Annotated in this window: 18 protein-coding genes; 13 read left to right on the top strand and 5 right to left on the bottom strand. The window is 42.0% G+C overall.

All coding sequences use genetic code 11. The features are described from left to right. From IJT21_04350 to IJT21_04330, 5 genes are all read right to left on the bottom strand, one after another. On the bottom strand, nt 1-333 hold a 333-nt coding region (locus IJT21_04350; protein ID MBQ7577485.1), incomplete at its 3' end, for an ABC transporter permease. A gap of 26 nt (nt 334-359) precedes the next feature. Continuing rightward, complete coding sequence (locus IJT21_04345; protein ID MBQ7577484.1) at nt 360-971, bottom strand: ankyrin repeat domain-containing protein; 612 nt, start codon at nt 969-971, stop codon at nt 360-362. Nucleotides 972-981: 10 nt separating this feature from the next. Next, nucleotides 982-1779, bottom strand: a complete 798-nt coding sequence (locus IJT21_04340; GenBank protein ID MBQ7577483.1) for a TlyA family RNA methyltransferase — start codon at nt 1777-1779, stop codon at nt 982-984. Further along, on the bottom strand, nt 1763-3574 hold the full coding sequence (locus tag IJT21_04335) for a 1-deoxy-D-xylulose-5-phosphate synthase (GenBank protein ID MBQ7577482.1): 1812 nt from the start codon (nt 3572-3574) through the stop codon (nt 1763-1765). The genes IJT21_04340 and IJT21_04335 overlap by 17 nt, the downstream gene beginning before the upstream one ends. Nucleotides 3575-3578: 4 nt before the next feature. Further along, nucleotides 3579-4970, bottom strand: coding sequence for a hypothetical protein (locus IJT21_04330; GenBank protein MBQ7577481.1), 1392 nt, complete (start codon nt 4968-4970; stop codon nt 3579-3581). 189 nt (nt 4971-5159) lie between these two features. Here IJT21_04330 and IJT21_04325 point away from each other — a divergent pair, with 189 nt between their 5' ends. From IJT21_04325 to flhB, 13 genes are all read left to right on the top strand, one after another. After that, nucleotides 5160-5384: a flagellar FlbD family protein gene (locus IJT21_04325; GenBank protein MBQ7577480.1), complete on the top strand. Its 225-nt coding sequence runs from the start codon at nt 5160-5162 to the stop codon at nt 5382-5384. Between the two features lie 75 nt (nt 5385-5459). Next, complete coding sequence (locus IJT21_04320; GenBank protein ID MBQ7577479.1) at nt 5460-6176, top strand: motility protein A; 717 nt, start codon at nt 5460-5462, stop codon at nt 6174-6176. 3 nt (nt 6177-6179) lie between these two features. Further along, on the top strand, nt 6180-6908 hold the full coding sequence (locus IJT21_04315; protein MBQ7577478.1) for a flagellar motor protein MotB: 729 nt from the start codon (nt 6180-6182) through the stop codon (nt 6906-6908). A 10-nt stretch (nt 6909-6918) separates the two neighbouring features. Beyond that, nucleotides 6919-7161: a type II toxin-antitoxin system HicB family antitoxin gene (locus IJT21_04310; protein ID MBQ7577477.1), complete on the top strand. Its 243-nt coding sequence runs from the start codon at nt 6919-6921 to the stop codon at nt 7159-7161. 138 nt (nt 7162-7299) lie between these two features. Next, nucleotides 7300-7758, top strand: coding sequence for a flagellar basal body-associated FliL family protein (locus IJT21_04305; protein ID MBQ7577476.1), 459 nt, complete (start codon nt 7300-7302; stop codon nt 7756-7758). Nucleotides 7759-7771: 13 nt separating this feature from the next. Beyond that, the gene (gene fliM, locus IJT21_04300; protein ID MBQ7577475.1) at nt 7772-8779 is read left to right on the top strand and encodes a flagellar motor switch protein FliM; all 1008 of its coding nucleotides are present in this window, start codon (nt 7772-7774) and stop codon (nt 8777-8779) included. Between the two features lie 16 nt (nt 8780-8795). Beyond that, nucleotides 8796-9848 carry a flagellar motor switch protein FliN gene (gene fliN / locus IJT21_04295; GenBank protein ID MBQ7577474.1) on the top strand — a complete coding sequence of 351 codons (1053 nt, stop codon included), beginning with the start codon at nt 8796-8798 and terminating at the stop codon, nt 9846-9848. An 88-nt stretch (nt 9849-9936) separates the two neighbouring features. Continuing rightward, complete coding sequence (locus tag IJT21_04290) at nt 9937-10299, top strand: response regulator (GenBank protein ID MBQ7577473.1); 363 nt, start codon at nt 9937-9939, stop codon at nt 10297-10299. Nucleotides 10300-10364: 65 nt separating this feature from the next. Then, nucleotides 10365-10589 carry a hypothetical protein gene (locus IJT21_04285; GenBank protein ID MBQ7577472.1) on the top strand — a complete coding sequence of 75 codons (225 nt, stop codon included), beginning with the start codon at nt 10365-10367 and terminating at the stop codon, nt 10587-10589. After that, the gene (gene fliP, locus IJT21_04280; protein ID MBQ7577471.1) at nt 10561-11367 is read left to right on the top strand and encodes a flagellar type III secretion system pore protein FliP; all 807 of its coding nucleotides are present in this window, start codon (nt 10561-10563) and stop codon (nt 11365-11367) included. Before IJT21_04285 ends, fliP begins: the two co-directional genes overlap by 29 nt. A gap of 28 nt (nt 11368-11395) precedes the next feature. After that, complete coding sequence (locus tag IJT21_04275) at nt 11396-11671, top strand: flagellar biosynthetic protein FliQ (protein ID MBQ7577470.1); 276 nt, start codon at nt 11396-11398, stop codon at nt 11669-11671. Beyond that, nucleotides 11668-12462 (top strand): flagellar biosynthetic protein FliR, encoded by a 795-nt coding sequence (locus IJT21_04270; GenBank protein ID MBQ7577469.1) that lies wholly within the window; start codon nt 11668-11670, stop codon nt 12460-12462. The genes IJT21_04275 and IJT21_04270 overlap by 4 nt, the downstream gene beginning before the upstream one ends. A gap of 161 nt (nt 12463-12623) precedes the next feature. After that, nucleotides 12624-13715, top strand: coding sequence for a flagellar biosynthesis protein FlhB (gene flhB, locus IJT21_04265; GenBank protein MBQ7577468.1), 1092 nt, complete (start codon nt 12624-12626; stop codon nt 13713-13715). Nucleotides 13716-13891 lie beyond the last annotated feature (176 nt).

The following is a 13891-nucleotide window of genomic DNA, read 5'->3' as shown; positions in this document are numbered from 1 at the left end:
TGCATTTGCGAAATATTGCCACGGCAGCAGCGCAGAAAATACCATTATCGGATAAGGCACTCCCTCGCTTGGAAGTCCAGCAAGCCGCCCAAATATTACAGTGAAAACTATCATGCTGAAAAACGGTTTTATCAGACTCCATGCAAGACCGATAACTGTTTGCTTATAACGCACGATAATATCTTTCCACGCAAGAAAAAAGAAAAGCTCACGATATTTTATAAGCTCTCTGAATAAATCCGTTGTTGTTGTGTCAGGCTCAATGATTAAATCAAATTCGCCCTTGTTGCCCATTATTAATTTCTTCAGCTTTCTTTTAGCTCCAAATCCCATTAATAAATAAAGCCTCCTTTAAAATTTTAATAACCCATAAGCATCATAAAAATTTCGTCGTCGTCTGATGCCATCGCATAAGTTCTCGCGTTCATGCCCTTATTATCGCACAAAGACGCATTTGCACCGTGTTCAAGCAAAATTTTTATTGACTCAATCTGCAAATTTCTGCATATTGCTGCATACATAAACGCTGTCAGAGTCCATTTGTCGCTATCTTCTGCGCGGAGTCCTCCTGTCCTGATTAATGACGCAAAGAAATCTTGTACTACTATGTCGCGACCTGATACGGCCATTATTAACGGTGTGCGCCCAATCATGTCTTGAATATTAGGATCTGCGCCGTTATTTAATAAAGTCTCGACCATTTCGGAACTTACTAAAACCGCATACATTAAAGCTGTTCTGCCGTTGTAATCCTGAAAATTTGGATTTGCCCCGTGTTGTATTAAGACTTCTGCCGCGTCAGTGTTATTCATTGAGACAGCAATATCAAGCGCATTTTTTCGCAGGCCGTCAGCAGGATAAAATACTTCGTTAGGGTTTGCTCCCATAGATAAAGCCTTCTCTAAGTCCTTGCGTTTTCCGTGTGCACATAATATTAAGAAATCTTCAGCTTCTTTTGTCATTGCCATCATAAAAATTTACTCACCTCTCAAAAAATTTATAAGCCTCGTTAAGTATAGAGTCAATGTCAAGAAAAATTTTATTCTCTTCTTCGCGCGTCAAATAACAGAGAAATTCTATATTACCTTCAGGACCGGTTATAGGCGAATGAGTCAAGCCCGAAATCACAAAATTTGTATTATTATCTATGAAACTTGTGATATTTTCGAGGACTTCAGCATGAATTGATTTATCGCGCACAACCCCTTTTGAAATTTTATCGCGTCCGGCCTCGAATTGAGGTTTTATCAGCACGACAGCAGAGTCAGCAACATCATCAATTACCGGCAAAATCAATTTCAGCGAGATAAACGAGACATCACAGCCCGCAAAATTTATAGAATCCGGGAAATTTTCACGAGTCAAATATCTTGCATTAGTGCGATCCATTACTACGACGCGCGAATCACTTGCAAGCCGCCAAATTAATTGTCCCCTTCCTACGTCAACCGCATAAACTTTTTTCGCACCCTTTGAGAGCATTACATCTGTGAATCCTCCTGTAGACGCTCCGAAATCAACGCAAATTTTATTGTTTATATCGAGGTTGAAGACTTCAAATGCACGCAATAATTTTTTTGCGCCTCTGCTCGCCCATTCTGAAATCTCGTCGAGGGTAATTTTTTCGCACCGTTCAAAGAGTGCCCCCGCCTTTGTGATTACTTGACCATTTACGCGCACTTTTCCGGACATTATTAAAGCCTGAGCTTTGTTCCTCGTTTCTGTGAGGCCAAGTTCAGGCAGTAATTTATCGAGTCTTTCTTTATTCTTCATGTTTATATTGCTTCAAGATATTTTCTGCTGTCAAACCGTATAGCTCCCTTTGCTGTGATTGAGTCGCATGTTTCACACAAACGTCAGGTATAGCAAAATCTAATAATTTCACGTTAAAATTTTTTTCTGCGATATAGCTTGCAATTGACTCATTTAATCCGCCGGCCTTGTAACTTTCTTCGACGACTGCAATAATTTTATAGCGATTCAGAATTTCATCAAGCAATTTTATATCAAGCGGCTTGACTCGTCTAACGTCATAAATTGCAGGCAAATCAATTTTTTCACGTTCTGCTAATTCTCTAGTCTCAAGCATTGTTTGAACGCTAGCTCCGTAACCGAGTAACGCCCATTTGAATCCGTCAGAAATTTTTACGATTGCAGAGTCAGACTCAGGACTTAAATTTTTTGCTGGGATATGTCCTCTCGGATAACGAATAAGAGTCGGCCCGTTATTGTGTGAAGCTGTGAGCATTGCAGATTTTAACGAGCTTTCGTCGCATGGAGTAAAAATTTGTAAATTAGGAATCGCGCGCGACCATGAGACATCTAATAACCCCTGATGAGTATCACCGTCCGAACCTGAGAGTCCGGCCCTGTCGACCATTATTACAACCGGTAAATTTTGTAAAGCTATATCATGCATTAATTGATCCATAGCACGCTGCAAAAATGTCGAGTAAATAAATACCCATGGGCGCATATTTCCGGCAGCAAAACCAGCAGCCATTGTGAGCATATGACTTTCTGCAATGCCTACATCAAAGAATCTATCAGGGAATTGACGCGCAAATTTTTCGAGTTTAACGCCCGTTGACATTGCTGCAGTAAAACAAATTATACGAGGGTCATTTATTGCGAGTTCTTCTGCGATTTGTGAGGCTGCTTCACTCCATGTACGCGCTTTTTTCTCGTTTGCCGGTGCGACTTGATGATATTTTGTCGGGTCTGCTTCTGCTTCCGGGAGTCCCTTGCCTTTGACTGTGTTGAAGTGCAGTAAAACGGGTCTGTCGAAATTTTTTGCGAGCTCTAAGACTCTTTCTGCGTTCTTAATGTCATGACCATCAAACGGCCCCCAGTAATTAATGTCTAAGTCGTCAAAAATGTTGTGAGGCTTGATAATTTTCTTGATGAGGTCTCGGACTCGTTCAAGTGCTTTGCTGAATCTCAAAGGGGTATAATTTCGTATTGCGTTCTTGATTCGCTTGTAAGTGGAATTTGCCGAAAGTCTCGCTAAAATCGTTGAGAATCCCCCGACTCTGTTGCTGATTGAGTGTCTATTGTCGTTGAGGATTATAATTAATTTTGTCGGTGTCTCATGAACATAATTTAACGCTTCGAGCGCAAGACCGTTAATTAATGACGCATCACCTATAAACGCTATAACATGCCTTTTTTCGTGTAATAGATCTCTAGCTTTTGCATAACCCAGCGCGGCCGATATTGAAGTGCTGCTGTGTCCTGTGTTGAAGTGATCGCAGGGTGATTCATTTCGCCGGGGAAAACCTGATATACCGTCTTTAAGTCTCAGTGTGTGAAATTGGTCGAATCTGTCAGTTAAAATTTTATACGGGTAAGACTGATGGCCGACATCAAATATAATTCTGTCGTTGAAGGGGTCAAATTTTCTAAGCATTGCAATTGTGAGCTCAACGACTCCGAGTGAAGATCCTAAATGACCGCCATTCTGCATTACAGTTTTAATGATAGCTGCCCGCACCTCATCAGCCAGCACGGGCAAATCTTTCTCACTAAGCCGCAATAAATCTTTATGAGTAAATCCGGCCTTCAAAAATTTCATTGAGTTATTCAAATCGTCTAAATTCATATGCTGCAAACTGTGCGATTAACTGCAAAGAAGCAAGCTGCGAACGGTCAAGAACTGCGCGCCCCTCTTGGCCTGCTCCGAGTGCGATAATACCCACTAATGAAGAGTCATTGCAGATCGGGAAAATATATTTCATTGATGACGACTTGAAAATATCTTTCCATGGACAACCGGCCAAGCCCCAAGATCTAAAAATTGCGTCCGGTGAGTTTGTGTCGAGTGAGTAAACAGCCTCATTGATTTTCTCGTTTGCGACTGGCCCATCAGTTGACGGCAATAAAGTCGGGTCTATGTTGCTTCTGAAATGTCCTGTTCTGCGTTCTGAAAGTGTATAACCTTTGCGGGCATTGTTCCAGACTGCTAATAAACAATTCGGCATACGACATTGTTCTATGAAAATTTCAACGAGCAGCGACAAGAATCGGCCTTTATTTTCTGCATTGCGTAAAACTTTTAGAACGTTCGAGAGAGACAATACAGTAAATTCACCCGTAGAAATATTTGCTTCTGCCTGCTGTGATTGAATGCGTAAATTATTTATTGCTATAGCTCTTACTGCCAAATTTCCGAGTAATTCTAAGAAATTCATTGTTTGTTCGTCGGGAAGATTATCCCACGTCATGACGCAAAAGAGTCTTAGTCCTCCTTCAGCGACGGGCAAAACTATTTCAAACGGTGCTTCATTTTTTGTCAGGACAGGAGTCGGCGGTAAAATCTGCGAGCTGTAAATACCTTTTCTTTCTGGGATATTGTCAGCTTTGCCGTTAAAAACTGTTAAATAATTTCCTTCGTCGCGTAAAATTGCTATAGATTTCGGGAATAAACTTTCTTGCAGGACATCAGTTAAGAACGACGCAAAATATTGTAATGGCATAGGTTCAAAGATTGACGCGAGAGTATTTTTTGTTGCGAGAATCATATATGAAAGTCTTGATAATTTTTTCTCGTTGTCATTAATTTTGCTGAACGTCTGCCAGAGTCTTATTATTCCTGCATAGGGCTTTAACTCGCTGATAAATTCTTCAGGTGCTGCGGGTTTGTCCTTGAGAATTATATAAACTTCCCAGTGTTCGCCCCTGATTCTGATGACGGCCGGCCAAGATTCCGAGTCAAGATTTTCGCAGTATTCAAGCTCGTAAGATTCTTTTACGATATTATGTGTAAAAAGTTTTGTGATCTCGTCATTAATAGTGAGGCTTTGAGGCACAATCCCGGCTGCATCGAGAATATTTAATTTGTCGAGTCCTGAAGGCTGTACAATTAGTGCGCGCATAGATTTAGAGTCTAGGAAGTCTGTTAAATTTTTGAGTGCGCCTCCGTTGACTAAGAAATCTATTTTGTTATAAAGTTCGCTAACATTTTCGGACATTTGATTTAAATTTACACCTCCGGAAAAATTTTTTGCTTTTATTTTATCGCTTTTTCCCTTCAAAATCGTATAATATATTCATGTATTATCCCATAAAATTTTATTTGCTTAATATTTCGGGAGACTTGAGAATGAATTTGCACGTGATAAATATAGTAAAATCAAGCGAAGGGCTGGCGTTATATTGCAATGATTGAAGTACATCGTCTGAACGGGGAAGCGTTTTTGTTAAATTCTGACATGATAGAGACCATAGACGTAACGCCTGATACTGTATTGCGTCTGTTAAACGGGCATAGATATATAGTGCGCGAAAAAGTTCGTGACGTATACAAAAAAATTATAGCCTTCAGGAAAGCAGCCGGTTATACGTGTATAATCGCAAATACTGCGGACGAATCGCGCGAAGATTAATACAGAGGTGAAAACGTTTTGGATTTAACAAGTCTAATAGGATTTCTTGCAACGTGGATATTAGTTATTGCGTCAATGGCTTCAGGCGGTAATATCGGAGCTTATTTCGACGTTCCTTCATTGATGATTACAATCGGAGGGGCAATCGGTGCTACGATAATTTCAAATCCCGGCCCAAGACTCAAAGCTATTACGGGCTGCTTGAGAAATGTATTTTTTACGCAGCAAAGAGATTTAGTCGGCATGGTTCAAATGATAGTCAGTTTTGCAGAGAAGGCGCGCCGGGAAGGTTTGCTTGCACTTGAAGCCGATATTGCAGAAGTTGACAGCGATTTTATGCGTAAGGCCATGCAATTAGTAGTCGACGGAACAGATCCGGAATTAGTCCGCGCTATTCTCGATACTGAAATCGGAAATTTTGAGGACAGGCACTCGGCAAATAAAGCAGTCTTTGATAACTTGACAGAATTTGCGCCTTCATTCGGAATGATAGGAACATTAATCGGACTCATAGCGATGTTAGGAAACTTGCAGGACGTCAGCGCACTTGGTCCCGGTATGGCGGTTGCATTAATTACGACAATGTACGGTTCAATGATGGCTAACATGTTCGGTTCTCCTGTGAGTAAGAAATTAGCTGCAAGAAGTGCCGAAGAAGTCAAGTCTATGGAGCTTATGGTCGAGGGAATATTAGCGATTCAGGCAGGAGAAAACCCGCGAATTGTCGAGGAAAAATTAAAAGTTTATTTACCGCCTGCAATGCGTGAAGCCTTCAATCAGGAGGAAAAATAAATAATGGCACGTCAGAAGAAACCCGAAGAGCCCGGTTTATCAGCACCCTTTTATATGGGAACTTACGGCGACATGGTAACGTTGATATTATGTTTCTTTATATTATTGTTCGCTATGTCGTCAGTAGATTCGCAAAAATTTCAGAAGGCTTTATTATCGCTGAGAGGTTCACTAGGAGTCTTGAAGGGCGGCGTTACGACTGAAGAGTCAACGGATCCAAACAGGAGCGGTGAACAAGGAACAAGCCCCGGCGCAAGTGAAAGAGTCGAGCTTGATACGCGTCATGTAGCTTACACGTTAAATTCTTATTTGCGCAGTGAAAATTTGACTCGCGAGATTCAAGTGTCAATCAATCAACGAGGCGTAGCAGTCTCAATCAGCGACCAATTTTTATTTACTCCGGGACGCGCAGAACTAAGGCCGGAAGGTCAGAGAGCTTTATACAAGATTTCGGAGTTGACTCGCGATAGAGTCCCTGCTGTAGCTGTTGAAGGCCATACAGATTCGGGAGTTCTCAACGGCGGAATTTATCGCGATAACTGGGGATTGTCTGCAATGCGTGCTGCTGTTGTAGCTAGTTACATGGAGAAGACCGGAGGTTTTGACCCGTTGAAATTGCAAGCAGTCGGTTACAGTTCAACTCAGCCGATAGTCCCGAATGACAGTCCGGAACATAGAGCATTGAATCGGCGGGTAGAAATAGTGTTTTTATCGCAATATCCAAAACGTTAAGGAGCTAAATATTATGAAATTTACAGCATGTTATACGAAATTAGAAGATTGCTACATGGGTCAGCTTTTAGAATGGCCGAACGTAATTACAGACGGCAAAACTTTGGAAGAATGCCGGGAAATGCTGATGGATGCAGCTCACGAAATGGCTATTGCTTATCATGAAGACGGGGAAGAGATTCCTCAGCCAACTATTTTAGTTGAATCTTTATCGATCCCGCTTGAGCCGTATATAGCAAATGCACTTGAATAACTGTAAAACGTGCTTTATGCTGCGACCAACGGGAGCAGCTGATGACGCGCAGCCGGCACCGGTTGCAAAAAGGTTTTGACTTTGACTTTGCTGTTGTAGCTTTTAAAGCAGATATTTTAGGGAGGATAATATAAATAAATGAAACGTATAATAATTTTCGTAGTAGTCGGACTCGTAATGTTCGGGGCAGGTTTCGGAGGCGGCTTGCTCTTAGGCCGTACAATGGCACCCAAAGACGACAATAACGGAATCGGCGCAGGAAGAGTAATTCAGAATCCCGGGCCGATCGTCTCAATCGGTGAATTTACAAGCAATCTTGCAGGGGCTGGCCGTCATGTAATAAGTTTCGCGCTGTCTCTTGAACTCGTTGACAAGGACGGAGCTTCAGCAATGATTCAGAGTCCCGGCTGGCTCATGAGAATCAGAAATGAAATTTTTATGCTCATTAAGGACAGAGTCTATGATGATTTGACGAGCGCAGAAGGTACACTGCAATTTGCAGGCGATATTAAACGCTCATTAAATCGAATGCTCCCTGATGTGGGCGGCGAGGCTCCTATAGTCAACGTTTTATTTGAGAGCATAGTACTTCAGTGAGGCGGGGTGAAAAATGCCGGACGTATTATCACAAGACGCTATTGACGCGCTGTTAAAGAATATCTCAAGCGGTGCAGACATTAACGCAATCGCAGAGAAAGCAGAAGAATACGCAAAATTAAAAGTTTATGACTTCAAGCGGCCCGACAAATTCAGCAAGGATCAATTAAGGGCTATCCAAATGATTCACGAGTCATTTGCACGACAGATGACTACGGTATTATCGACTCTAATTCGTTCTATGGTAAGCGCGGAAATTGCTTCAGTTGAGCAGCTCGCCTACGAAGAATTTGTTAATTACATGGTACAGCCTACAGTTATAGGCATGATCGAAATGCACCCGTTCGAGGGCAGTATGTTAATAGAAATAAATCCCGCGTTAGTCTTCACGATTATTGACAGAATGCTGGGCGGACGTGGCACTTTTTCCGGAAATATCCGAGAACTTACGGACATAGAGAAAACTGTTATTGAGCGCGTTATTATGCGAATCCTTGAATTACTTGAGGACAGCTGGAGCACCGTTGTTGACGTGAGATTCAGATTTGAGAGCATGGAAAGCAACCCGTTTTTTGTGCAGATCTGCTCGCCTAGTGATATGGTCTTAGTCGTAATCATGAAATTAAAAGTTGCTGACGTTGAAGGAATGGTCAGCCTTTGTTTCCCTTATTTCCTGATTGAGCCTATCATGGACAGATTGTCATCGCAGCAATGGTACGCATCAACGAGTCATAAAGCAGACGACGAAATGAAAGACTGGCTTAATTATTCAGTGCGTCAAATTCGTATGCCAATGGCTATGGAACTCGGACACACTGTTTTGTCATTAAGTGATGTTTACGCGCTTCAAGTCGGAGATGTAATTAAACTCGATGAACTGAAAGATTCAAATATTGACGTAAGAGTCGGCAATCAGATAAGATTCAAGGCCAAACCCGGAACTTTGCGCGGACACATGGCCGTTGAGCTGACTCAGGTTTTAACGGACGACATGCCCGAAATCACGGCTGAAGCTAAATGAAAGGAGAGATTAATTAATGGCTGATGATTTATTGAGTCCTGATGAAATAAATGCTCTTCTTAGCGGGGGCGGCGATGATTTAGGCGACGTAGAAGAAATTTCAAACGAAGACTCCGAACAGCTCGCAAAAGTTGCTGACGTATTCGCAAATTCCGAGAACAGCGTCATAAATATGCTTGCGGGCAAAAATGTTACAACTAATGTCGGCAAAGCTGAAGTATTGACACAAATAGATTTTGCTAAAAAATTTGCTGAGATTCCGTTTTTGTTCTCGAGCACATTCGGCGGATTCGATGATAAACCTTTAGCACTTGTAGTAGATCAAAAGGGTGCATTAACTCTCGCAGATTTAATGATGGGCGGGGGCGGTGCGCAATTGCCTGAACCTAGCGATTTATACTGGAATGCAGCGCAGGAAGGTTTGAGTCAAGTTGTAGGCTCTGCATTTACGAGCATGAGTGCTTTATTAGGCGGACGGCGTTTAATGCCGGAAAATACAAGTTCTGCACTTGGTGAAGCAGAATGGCGCGCGTTTTCTCTTGAGCCTGCAGAACAAAAAATTTGGGTCAGTCCCGTTAATGTAACAATTGACGGTCTAGCACCATTTAATATTTGGACGTGCCTGCCGTTAGATACAGCTTTAGACATCGCAGAAACAATGAGCGGCAAGAAATCGCCCGAACCGCAGCAAACAGCAAATAATCCTATGGGAGGTGGGGGATCAATGGGAGGAAGACAAAACGCAGGCCCTGCCGTTGATGTGAGACCTGCAGCTTTTCAGCCTTTAGGAGGCACAGGAGGCGGCGGGACACCTAGTCCGATAGATTTAATTGCTGATATTCCCGTGCGTGTAACTGTAGAGCTTGGCAAGGCGCGTAAAAGTGTATCGGAAATTCTCGCGTTAACTGCCGGAGCTGTCGTCGAACTCGACAAAATGGCCGGCGAACCTGTTGACATTCTCGTGAACGGAAAATTAATCGCTCATGGTGAAGTCGTTGTAATAGATGAAAATTTCGGCGTTAGAATCACGGATATAATACCCGGCGGAGCTTCAAGGGCTGCGTCATAAAAAATTTTGAATTTTTCGTGTTATAATGCAGTTGAAATTTTCCATAACTTGTATAATCGTATAATTTGCAAAGGAGAGTTTTATTATAATGGGCAAAAAAGTTTTAATAGTCGATGATGCGGCTTTTATGCGTATGATGTTAAAAGATATACTCACTAAGAACGATTTTGAAGTCGTTGCAGAAGCTGAAAACGGGAAGGCAGGAGTCGCAGCTTTCCAAAAGTATAAACCGGATATTATAACGATGGATATTACTATGCCGGAAATGAACGGTATAGACGCTGTCAAAGCAATCAAGGCATTAGATCCCAGCGTTAAAATTGTAATGGTCTCCGCAATGGGTCAGCAGCCTATGGTAATCGAAGCAATTCAAGCCGGAGCAAATGATTTTATCGTCAAGCCCTTCCAGCCCGAAAGAGTCATAGAGGCTATTACAAAGGTGTTGTCGTAAAAATTTTAGGCCAGGACGTAACGTTAACAGCATATATAATCCGTGCTGTAGGTGTATTAATAATTATGTCAGCGGCCGCGTTTCTGCTGGTGAAGTATTACAAGAAGCACAATAATAACGCAAAAATTTCATCAGCTGTCGAGATAATCTCATCCCTGCGTCTGACTGGCAGGGATATATTTTTAGTCGTTCACTGCGGCCCCGATGTTATAGCATTCACAACAGGATCCGGCGGTACTTGTTTATTAGGCAGGTGGAATTATGAAGATTGGCTTAAATCGAGCAGCTAATTTTTTTCTCGCATTAGTATTGATTCTCATATTTTGCGGGAGTTCATTTGCTGCAACTGCTCCGGCGAGACTGCCATTAATGCCGCCTAATATTCCATTGCCGACCATAAATTTTGGAATTACCCCGGCTGATTCGCCACGTGATGTAGCTTTAACTCTTCAGGTTCTCGCGCTGATGACTGTGTTAAGTCTCGTGCCTGCAATTTTATTAATGATTACGAGCTTTACACGCATTATTATTGTTCTTGGATTCGTGCAGAGGGCTATCGGTCTTCAACAGTCGCCCCCTCAGCAGGTTGTCGCGGGAATGGCTTTATTTCTTACGATGTTTACGATGTATCCGACTTGGAATAATATTTATCAGGAGTCTATATCGCCCTACATGTCAGGAAACATTAACGCCCCTCAAGCATGGCAGCGCGCAAGAGAACCTATACGAAATTTCATGTTCAGATATACACGTCAGGAAGAATTATCGTTGATGGTCTCAATGTCAGAGACTCCAAGACCGGCGAATCAATCTCAAGTCCCGACAAGAGTTTTAATTCCTGCTTTCATGTTGAGCGAACTTAAGACAGCTTTTCAAATGGGAGTAGTAATTTATATCCCGTTTTTAGTCGTTGATATGGTTGTCTCAAGTGTTTTGCTCGCAATGGGTATGATGATGCTTCCGCCTATGATGATTTCTCTGCCGTTCAAGATTCTATTATTCGTGATGGCTGACGGTTGGAATCTCGTCGTAATGAGCGTCTTAAAGAGTTTTACAAATGTTCCGTGATTTATTGTAAAGGAGTGTGCGCTGAAAAATGCCTGTTACAACTTTGAGTCTGTTCGATATTCTAAGCGGTGCAATCTGGACAATGATGGCCGTAACTTTGCCGATTTTATTAACTGCTATGATAGTCGGTCTCGTTATAGGAATCTTGCAGACAGCTACGTCAATTCAGGAGCAGACATTAATATTTATCCCGAAAATTTTAGCTGTTTTCTTGTGCATAGTGTTATTATCGCCGTTCATAAGTCAAAGAATGCTGGTTATGACTCGTGAAATACTCGGCCAGCTCGAAAGATTCATACAGTGAAAGGTCTTGAAGTTCCTGCGCAGTTATTAGCTGTATATTTGCTGCTTCACTTGAGATTCGTGGGGCTGGTGTTCAGTTCGCCTATGTTTACGACTTCAATGACTCCGACCCCTTTTAGATATTTATTTGCGGTAATGCTCACTATCTGTTCAGTTGGAGTCATAAAAGATGATTCAATCCCGTTAATTTATTTCGACAGCGTTATATTTATCGGAGTAATTTTTGTGCGTGAATTATTAATCGGCATTGCATTAGGCTTTATTTCAGCTTTACCCCTTTACGCGTTACAGGTTGCAGGCGAACAGACCGGTTCAATAATGGGATTCTCGATGGCGCAGGTAATGGATCCTTCGTCAATGGCTCAGACTTCAATATTAGGACAGTTACATTTTTTAGCGGCTCTATGGTTTTATTTTCGCTGGAATGGTCATTTATTGATGATTCAGGCGTTAGTCGAGACTTTAAAACTTGTTCCGCCCGGTCAGATTTCGTTATTTCCTGCTGGTGATTTGTCGTTAGGCTCATGGCTTCAGCAAATGTTTATATTGAGTATGCGAATTGTACTCCCGTTTTACTGCTCGTTATTAGTCTCTGATGTCGGACTTGGATTCTTGGCGCGCACTGTACCTCAAATGAATATTTTTGTCGTCGGTATGCCCGTTAAAGTTATGCTCGGATTTATGGTGCTTGCTGCTGTGTTGCCCCTAACGATGGATTTGATTTATACTCAGCTTGAAAAATGGATAGAGTTTGCTTTAAGCGTTATAAGATTTTGGCGGCCAGTTGTATAAGAATGAGACGAACAATAAAATTTTATTCCTGTCATAATGAACACTATGATTTTTACGGCGATACAGTCTATGAGCGTTACGGGCGGGGGAAAAGAGCGCGAGAAAAACCGGGTTTGTGGGTTTGTCTCGCATTCACGGAGAAAATTTTTTTACGCAAATTAATGAGCTCTCACACTAATAAAAAATTTAACCTTCAATTTTTCGCTGAAGAACGCACAGAAGAAGCTACACCCAGAAAACGCGAAAAAGTACGCGAAGAAGGCCGAGTCTGTGTCAGTAAAGATTTAAACGCTGCTGTTGCAATAATTACGGCTTTGTTAGGCATGACTATGTTAGGGGCTTTAACGTGGAGGACTCTTACAAGTTTAATCACGTTTTCTATAAGTTTTATGGGCGATAAGGCTTTATTGCAGGATGGCTGGCTTTATCTCGTTTCATGGGAGGCTATGAAAGATTATTTTGCGTCGTGGCTGCCTCTGGGGGGACTCGTTGTATTATTCTCGACATGCACTGTTATTGCTCAAGTAGGTTTTGCTATGACGGGTGAACCATTTGGCCCGAAATTTGACAGATTGAATCCCTTCACCGGCATGAAAAAAATTATTTCCCTGCGTTCAATCGTCGAGCTTCTGAAAGGTTTATTGAAGGCTAGTATTTTTGCTGTGATGATTTATTCTGCTGTGAGAAATTATTTGCCAACCTCGTCAAAAGCTATGCAAATGCCGTTATTATTCGGGAGTCTCGCTTTCTGGGATATGTTATGGTGGCTGGCTATGAGGCTTGCTTTAATGCTGCTAGTAATGGCCTTTGCTGATTATTTCTATCAAAAATGGGACTTCGAGAAATCTATCAGAATGAGCAAGAAAGAAATTAAAGACGAATACAAGCAAATGGAAGGAGACCCCCAAGTCAAGCAGAAAATCAGGCAGAAACAACGCGAAATGGCAAAACAAAGAATGATGGCCGACGTTCCCAAAGCTGATGTCGTAATCACAAACCCGACTCATATTGCAGTAGCTCTTGTTTATGACCGCAAATTAATGGGCGCGCCTCAAGTTATAGCAAAGGGGGGAGACTTTTTAGCACGCAGAATCAGAGAAATAGCAGAAGCAAATTTAATCCCCGTCATAGAAAATAAACCGCTCGCTTGGGCACTATATCAAAATGTAGAAATCGGCGAGGAAATTCCCGAAGACCTTTACAGGGGAGTCGCTGAAATTCTCGCAATGGTGTATAAGTTAAAGGCTTCATAATGATATAATGAGCTAAATTTTACAAGCAAGAGGGCATACTGAATGATACTGACTGATCAGAACAGCAAAGAACAGCAAAGAACAGCAAAGAACAGCAAAGAACAGCAAAGAACAGCAAAGAACAGCAAAGAACAGCAAAGAACAGCAAAGAACAGCAAAGAACAGCAAAGAACAGC

The sequence above is a fragment of the Synergistaceae bacterium genome (assembly GCA_017443945.1).
Lineage (GTDB): Bacteria > Synergistota > Synergistia > Synergistales > Aminobacteriaceae > JAFUXM01.
The sequence above is the reverse complement of the archived record's forward strand: the minus strand, read 5'-3'. Positions and strand labels throughout refer to the sequence as shown.

Coding starts and splice junctions, on each gene's coding strand:
- IJT21_04345 (MBQ7577484.1), bottom strand. CDS start 971: ATGATGGCAATGACAAAAGAAGCTGAAGATTTCTTAATATTATGTGCA.
- IJT21_04335 (MBQ7577482.1), bottom strand. CDS start 3,574: ATGAAATTTTTGAAGGCCGGATTTACTCATAAAGATTTATTGCGGCTT.
- IJT21_04330 (MBQ7577481.1), bottom strand. CDS start 4,970: ATGTCCGAAAATGTTAGCGAACTTTATAACAAAATAGATTTCTTAGTC.
- IJT21_04325 (MBQ7577480.1), top strand. CDS start 5,160: ATGATTGAAGTACATCGTCTGAACGGGGAAGCGTTTTTGTTAAATTCT.
- IJT21_04320 (MBQ7577479.1), top strand. CDS start 5,460: ATGGCTTCAGGCGGTAATATCGGAGCTTATTTCGACGTTCCTTCATTG.
- IJT21_04315 (MBQ7577478.1), top strand. CDS start 6,180: ATGGCACGTCAGAAGAAACCCGAAGAGCCCGGTTTATCAGCACCCTTT.
- IJT21_04305 (MBQ7577476.1), top strand. CDS start 7,300: ATGAAACGTATAATAATTTTCGTAGTAGTCGGACTCGTAATGTTCGGG.
- fliM (MBQ7577475.1), top strand. CDS start 7,772: ATGCCGGACGTATTATCACAAGACGCTATTGACGCGCTGTTAAAGAAT.
- fliN (MBQ7577474.1), top strand. CDS start 8,796: ATGGCTGATGATTTATTGAGTCCTGATGAAATAAATGCTCTTCTTAGC.
- IJT21_04290 (MBQ7577473.1), top strand. CDS start 9,937: ATGGGCAAAAAAGTTTTAATAGTCGATGATGCGGCTTTTATGCGTATG.
- IJT21_04285 (MBQ7577472.1), top strand. CDS start 10,365: ATGTCAGCGGCCGCGTTTCTGCTGGTGAAGTATTACAAGAAGCACAAT.
- fliP (MBQ7577471.1), top strand. CDS start 10,561: ATGAAGATTGGCTTAAATCGAGCAGCTAATTTTTTTCTCGCATTAGTA.
- IJT21_04275 (MBQ7577470.1), top strand. CDS start 11,396: ATGCCTGTTACAACTTTGAGTCTGTTCGATATTCTAAGCGGTGCAATC.
- flhB (MBQ7577468.1), top strand. CDS start 12,624: ATGAGCTCTCACACTAATAAAAAATTTAACCTTCAATTTTTCGCTGAA.